General features: G+C 65.1%; 4 protein-coding genes and 1 pseudogene. 4 read left to right on the forward strand and 1 reads right to left on the reverse strand.

The features are described 5' to 3' along the window. Nucleotides 1-133: 133 nt before the first annotated feature. Entirely contained in the window at nucleotides 134-571 is a 438-nt protein-coding gene (locus NK214_RS24495; protein WP_158274317.1) for a thioesterase family protein, read from the reverse strand. A gap of 356 nt (nucleotides 572-927) precedes the next feature. On the opposite strand from NK214_RS24495, the gene NK214_RS24500 reads away from it, so the two are divergent. The 4 genes and pseudogenes from NK214_RS24500 to NK214_RS24515 all read left to right on the forward strand — a co-directional run. Beyond that, the gene (locus tag NK214_RS24500) at nucleotides 928-1,689 is read left to right on the forward strand and encodes an ABC transporter substrate-binding protein (RefSeq protein WP_253315754.1); all 762 of its coding nucleotides are present in this window, start codon (nucleotides 928-930) and stop codon (nucleotides 1,687-1,689) included. Nucleotides 1,690-1,988: 299 nt separating this feature from the next. Beyond that, nucleotides 1,989-3,131, forward strand: a complete 1,143-nt coding sequence (locus tag NK214_RS24505; protein WP_253315755.1) for an efflux RND transporter periplasmic adaptor subunit — start codon at nucleotides 1,989-1,991, stop codon at nucleotides 3,129-3,131. 10 nt (nucleotides 3,132-3,141) lie between these two features. Beyond that, entirely contained in the window at nucleotides 3,142-6,276 is a 3,135-nt protein-coding gene (locus NK214_RS24510; RefSeq protein ID WP_253315756.1) for an efflux RND transporter permease subunit, read from the forward strand. Next, a pseudogene (locus NK214_RS24515) lies at nucleotides 6,269-6,464 on the forward strand (transporter); the annotation flags it as partial. The gene NK214_RS24510 and the pseudogene NK214_RS24515, both read left to right, overlap by 8 nt.

Below are 6,464 nucleotides of genomic sequence, written 5' to 3' on the forward strand. Positions count from 1 at the left end.
GTGGTTTAAGTCGCACGCCTGGAAAGCGTGTTTAGGGTAATACCCTAACGGGGGTTCGAATCCCCCCCTCTCCGCCAAAGCAAGCAAAAAAGCCCTGACTGCATTGTCAGGGCTTTTTCGCGTCCGGCATGCCTCAATCCAGCGCCTGGAAATCCTCGGTTCGCTCCGCCCAGGCGAAAATGGCGCTCAATTCCGGCGGCGGCGCGGTCAGCTTGCGCAGCGTCAGGTCTATCCAGGAGCCGCTGACTTCGTGACGCGCGGCCAGGCGGCCGTCCTCCTTGTAAATCTCGTGGCGGATGCAAAAGCGCTTGCCGTCCTGGCTTAGGCCGGCGATGGCCAGGCGCACGTGAATGCGCTCGCTCAGCCGCAGTTCCTTGAAATACTCGGTCCACTCCTTGAAAATGACCGGGCCGAACCCCAGCGCCTGAAATTGTTCAAAGCCAAAGCCTTGGCCGCGCAGCCATTCTATGCGGGCATGGGTACAGAAATCGGCGTAGGCGGTATGGCGGACGTGCTGGTTAGCGTCGCAGTCGGACCAGCGCACTTCCAGCGGATGGCAAAACGGTTCCAAACCAATCTCCTCGGGCGGCAGCGGTTAGCGTGAAGGCGGGGCGGTTCATGATCTTGGCATTGCCCGCGCGCGGGGGTCAAGCGCTTTGCCGCAAGCCCGCTTGGGCTCAAGCGGCGACGCGGAAAGCCGGCCGCTTGTTCTATGCGGCCCCGCGCATCGAGAAACCGCGCGATCCGCGGCGCGGCGGCTTGGATGGCGCGCCCACGCCGCGTCGCCGTCCCGCAGCGTGACACGAGTCCAGCCGCAGGCGAGGCGCCTTCATGCGCGGTTTGTAGTGTAAAGTTGTCGATATTAAGCATTGGCGCGCGCGGCGTTTGTCCATCTCCGGCTCGCGGCTTCTCGGCGGGAGGGTTCAGATGCAAGCGTGGTTTCGACGAGCCCTGTGCGCGGGCCTGTTGGCCGTTGCGGCGCAGGCGGCCGATGCGGCTCCGGCCCTGCTCATCGCCGTGGAGGACGATTGGCCGCCGTATTCGGCGCGCGGCGCCGACGGCGCCGCGCAGGGGCTGGCGCCGCAACTGGCGCGCGAGGCGTTCCGTCGCCGGGGCGTCGAGGTCCGCTTTGTGCTGGTGCCGTTTGCGCGCTGCCTGATGCTGGCGCGCGTCGGCCGCGCCGACGGCTGCCTCAGCGCCACCATTACCGATGATAATCGCGAGCAATTCTGGTGGCATCAAACGCCGATGTTCACCGAAGAACTGGCCATCTTCGCGCTCGCCGCCGGCGGAGCCGGGCTGGGCCTGCGCGATTTGGCCGGCCGCAGGGTGGGCATCACCCAGGATTACACCTATCCCAGCGTTTTCATGCGCGATCCCAAGATCGTCAAATCGGTGGCTCATTCCGATGAGGACCTGATTCGCATGCTGTTGGCCCGGCGCGTGGACTATGTGCTGATGAACGCGCGCCCCGGACAACTGCGCATCCGCGGCAACCCGTTCGCGGCCGGGCGGGTCCGGCAGGCGGGGCGGATCAGTCAGGATGGTTTCTGGCTGGCTTTCTCCAAGGCGCGGCCCAAGGGCAGGGAATACGCGGACCAGTTCGAGGCCGGCCTGCGCGCCATGCGCGGCGACGGTAGTTACGAGCGCATGCTTCGCCGCTTTCAGCCTGCGCCGCCGGCGAAATGAGGGCGGCGCGGCGGGCAGGCCGGAGGCCGGCCGCGGCGGCGTCCACGCCGCGCATTTGATTCGCATTCACAACTCTTCACATCGTTTTCCCGCGAATTTACCCGCAATTTACAAAAACGCCGATTTTTAAAAAACACCCTTCACAAGCGGCTGTTTTAATAAGGCACTGCTAAGCCATCCCTAAATAAGGCACGGCCCGCGCCTCGCGGGACCGTCCGCGTCTTTGTCGACAAGGCTGCTTGCTTGCGCCCTGGGTTTGCCCGCCATTCCCGAATACCCGCTCATATGGAGAAATAATAATGCGCTATCCGTCGCGGCAGCTATTGTCGCTTGCCCTGCTATTGTCTGCGCCGGTCTGGCTGGCCGCTTGCGGCTCGCCGCAGCAAAAGGCCGCCGCCGCCCCGCAAGTCACCGTGGAAACCGCCGCGCCCGGCGATGTGCCGATGACCATGGAACTGGTGGGCGAAACCGCCGGTTACCGCGATATCGAGGTGCGCGCCCGCGTGGGGGGCATTCTGCTCAAGCGCACTTATGTGGAAGGCCAGCCGGTGAAGCAGGGACAGACGCTGTTCCAGATCGACCCCGCGCCGTATCAGGCGCAGCTGGAACAGGCCAAGGGCGCGCAGGCGGTGCAGCTGGCCGCGCTGCAAAAAGCCGACGCCGATCTGACGCGCATCCGCCCGCTGTACCAGGAGCAGGCGGTGTCCAAAATGGATTACGACAACGCGGTGGCGGCGCTGAACTCCGTCAAGGCGGCCAAGCAGTCCGCCGACGCCAAGGTCAAGGAGGCCCAGCTCAATCTGGACTACACCCGCGTCACCGCGCCGATTCCGGGCTTGACCAGCAAGCAGGTGCAATCCGAAGGCAGCCTGATCCGCGTGGACGCCGCCGAGCCGCTGACCACCATTTCCCAGCTCAATCCCATCTACGTCAATTTCTCCATTTCCGAGCAGGACAGCCTCAATTACGAACACAGCCTGTCCACCGGCAAGGTGAGCGCGGAAGACGGCAGCCGCCATCCGGTGCGGATCCGTCTGGCGGACGGCCGCGTCTTTCCGCAAAGCGGAAAGCTGGATTTCCGCGACAACCGCGTGGATCCCAAGACCGGCACCATCAGCGCGCGCGCGCAATTTCCCAATGAAGACGAGCGTCTGCTGCCCGGGCAATTCGTGCGCGTGATGCTGGACCTGGGCGTGCGCAAGAACGTGCTGACCGTGCCGGAGCAGGCCGTTGTCCAGGCCCAGGCGGACAATCAGCTGATGGTGGTGGGCGCGGACAACAAGGTGCAGGCCAGAATGGTCAAGCTGGGCGCTCAGGTGGGCGGCCGGGTGGTGATCGAATCCGGCCTCAAGGCTGGAGAGAAGGTGATTGTGGACGGCCTGATGCAGGCCCGCCCCGGCACCGTGGTCAAGCCGGTGGCCGCCGCGCCGGCCAAGGCGTGAGGAGCTAGCCATGTTCTCGCGTTTCTTCATCAACCGCCCCATTTTCGCCAGCGTACTGTCCATCGTCATCGTGCTGGCCGGCCTGGCGGCGATGCGCGCGCTGCCGGTGGAGCAGTACCCGCAGATCGTTCCAGCCGTGGTGTCGGTGTCGGCCAACTATCCGGGCGCCACGCCGGAAACCATCGCCCAGACCGTGGCCGCGCCCTTGGAGCAGCAGCTCAACGGCGTGGAAAACATGCTTTACATGCAATCCAGCGCCGCCTCCAACGGCCAGCTCAGCCTCAATGTCTATTTCGCCGTGGGCACGGATCCGGACCAGGCCACCATCGACGTCAACAACCGGGTGCAGGCGGCGATGAAACAGCTGCCGGACGAAGTGCAGCGCCAGGGCGTCACCGTGCGCAAGAAATCCACCTCGGTGCTCAGCGTGATCTCCATCGGCTCGCCCACCGGCCAGTACGACCGCAACTATCTGTCCAATTTCGCCCTGCTCAATGTGATGGACGAGCTCAAGCGCATTCCCGGCGTGGGCGACGTGGCGATGATGGGCGGCACCGACTACGCGATGCGGCTGTGGCTGCGGCCGGACCGCATGGCCCAGCTGGGCCTGACCCCGTCCGACGTGGCCAAGGCGGTGCGCGAGCAGAACGCCCAGTTCGCCGCCGGCAAGATCGGCGCCCAGCCCACCAGCGCGCCCATCAGCTTCACCTACACCGTCAACGCCAAGGGCCGGCTCAGCGAGCCCAGGGAGTTCGAGAACATCATCGTGCGCTCAATGCCGGACGGCTCCAAGATCCGCGTCAAGGACGTGGCGCGGGTGGAAATGGGCGGCAACGACTACGATGTGATCGGCACCCGCAACGGCAAGCCCAGCGTGGGCATCACCACCTATCTGCAACCCAGCGCCAACGCGCTCAAGGTGTCCGCCGCCATCGCCGCCAAGATGGAGGAGCTCAAGGTCCGCTTCCCGGCCGGCGTGGACTACACCATTCCCTTCGACACCACCAAATTCGTCAAAGTCTCCATCGACGGCGTGGTGGAAACCCTGCTGGAAGCCACCGTGCTGGTGTTCCTGGTGGTGTATTTGTTCCTGCAGAACTTCCGCGCCACGCTGATTCCCTGCATCGCGGTGCCGGTGTCGCTGGTCGGCACTTTCGCCGGCATGCTGCTCTTGGGCTTCTCCATCAATCTGCTGACCCTGTTCGGCATGGTGCTGGCCATCGGCATCGTGGTGGACGACGCCATCGTGGTGCTGGAAAACGTAGAACGCATCATGAGCGAACGCCGCTGCGGCGCCAAGGAAGCCGCGGTGCTGGCGATGGGCGAGGTGTCCGGCGCGCTGGTGGCCATCGTGCTGGTCTTGTGCGCGGTCTTCCTGCCGGTGGCCTTCATGGGCGGCATGACCGGGGTGATGTACAAGCAGTTCGCCGTCACCATCGCCATGTCGGTGATCATTTCCGGCATTGTCGCGCTGACGCTGACCCCGGCCTTGTGCGCCTTGCTGCTCAAGCCCGGCCATCACCAGCCGCCGCGCTTTTTCCAGTGGTTCAACCGCGCTTTCGAGCGCCTGACCGGCCGCTACGTGCTGGGCGTGCTGTTTCTCAACCGCCGTGTCGGCGTCGCCTTCGGCCTGATCGCCGTCGTTCTGGCCGCTACCGTCGGCCTGTATCAGAAGGTGCCCGGCTCGCTGGTGCCCAATGAGGACATGGGCACGCTGTTCGCCAACACCGCCTTGCCGGACGCGGCCGCGCTGACCCGCACCGCCAAGGCCACGGCGGAATTCGACCGGCTGATGATGGCCAATCCCAATGTGGAAAGCGTCACCACCTTCACCGGTTTCGACATCTTGTCCGGCTCCAAGCAGACCAACCGCGGCACCAGCTTCGTCACCCTCAAAGACTGGGACCAGCGCAAGGCCAAGGGCGAGGATTCCTTCTCCGTGGCCGCCGAGTTCAACCGCCTGGGCCGCACCGTGCAGGCCGGCGTGATGAGCGCCTTCAATCCGGCGCCCATCATCGGCATGTCCACCACCGGCGGCCTGGAAGCCTATTTGCAGGACCGCGGCGACCAGGGCGCGCAAAAGCTCAGCCAGGCGGCGGAAAAACTGCTGGCCGCGGCGCGGCAGCGGCCGGAGTTCGCCAGTGTGGCCACCACCTTCCGCGCCAATGTGCCGCAGAAGTATCTGGACCTGGACCGCGAAAAGACCAAGGCGCTGGGCGTGGACATCAACCAGGTGTTCGACACCCTGCAAGCCACTTTCGGCCAGCTCTACGTCAACGACTTCAACAAGTTCGGCCGCACTTACAAGGTGCAGCTGCAGTCCGAGGCGGACTTCCGCGCGCGGCCGGAAGACATCGCCAATATCTATGTGCGCTCCGCCGAGGGCGTGATGGTGCCGCTGTCCAGCCTGGTGGAGGTCAAATCCAGCTACGGGCCGGAGCTGGTGGACCGCTTCAACATCTTCAACGCCGCCAAGATCCTGGCCCAGCCCGCGCCCGGCGTCAGCTCCGGCCAGGCCATCCAGGCCTTGGAGGAGGTGACCCGGCAAGTGTTGGGCAACGATTATGCGCTGGCTTGGAGCGGCAGCGCCTATCAGGAAAAACTGGCCGGCGGCACCGCCGCCACCGCCTTCCTGTTCGGCATCCTGATGGTGTTCCTGATCCTGGCGGCGCAGTACGAACGCTGGAGCCTGCCGCTGGCGGTGGTGACCTCGGTGCCTTTCGCCTTGTTCGGCGCCTTGCTCGCCGCCGTCATCGGCCATCAGGACAACAACGTCTATTTCCAGATCGGCGTCGTCACCCTGGTGGGCCTGGCGGCTAAGAACGCCATCCTGATCGTGGAGTTCGCGGTACAGCAGCGCCAGCAGGGCCTGCCGCTGATGGACGCCGCGCTGGAAGCGGCGCGGCTGCGCTTCCGTCCCATCGTGATGACCTCGCTGGCCTTCATCCTGGGTTGCGTGCCCTTGGTGATTTCCAGCGGCGCGGGCTCCGCCAGCCGCCGCGCGCTGGGCACGCCGGTGGTGGGTGGCATGCTGGCTGCCACCTTTATCGCCACTTTCTTCGTGCCGCTGTTTTTCCGCTTGATCATGCAGGCGTCGGAGCGGCGCAAAGCGCCGGCTGCGGCGGAGGAGGCCGACAATGTTTAAACGCGTGCTGATGCCCTCATTGGTGGCGCTGGCGCTGACCGCTTGCGCGGTCGGCCCCGACTACAGCCGCCCCAAACTGGAGCTGCCGGACAGCGGCCAGGTCCACATTGCGGCCCAGAACCCGGCCATCGCCCTGGACTGGTGGAAGCAGTTCAACGATCCGGTGCTGGATCAGTTGATCGCCCAAG

The organism is Chromobacterium sp. S0633 (assembly GCF_024158805.1).
GTDB lineage: Bacteria > Pseudomonadota > Gammaproteobacteria > Burkholderiales > Chromobacteriaceae > Chromobacterium.

What these genes read in the sequence shown, in the direction of transcription:
- NK214_RS24500 (WP_253315754.1), top strand. Translation starts at nt 928, where the DNA reads ATGCAAGCGTGGTTTCGACGAGCCCTGTGCGCGGGCCTGTTGGCCGTT.
- NK214_RS24505 (WP_253315755.1), top strand. Translation starts at nt 1,989, where the DNA reads ATGCGCTATCCGTCGCGGCAGCTATTGTCGCTTGCCCTGCTATTGTCT.
- NK214_RS24510 (WP_253315756.1), top strand. Translation starts at nt 3,142, where the DNA reads ATGTTCTCGCGTTTCTTCATCAACCGCCCCATTTTCGCCAGCGTACTG.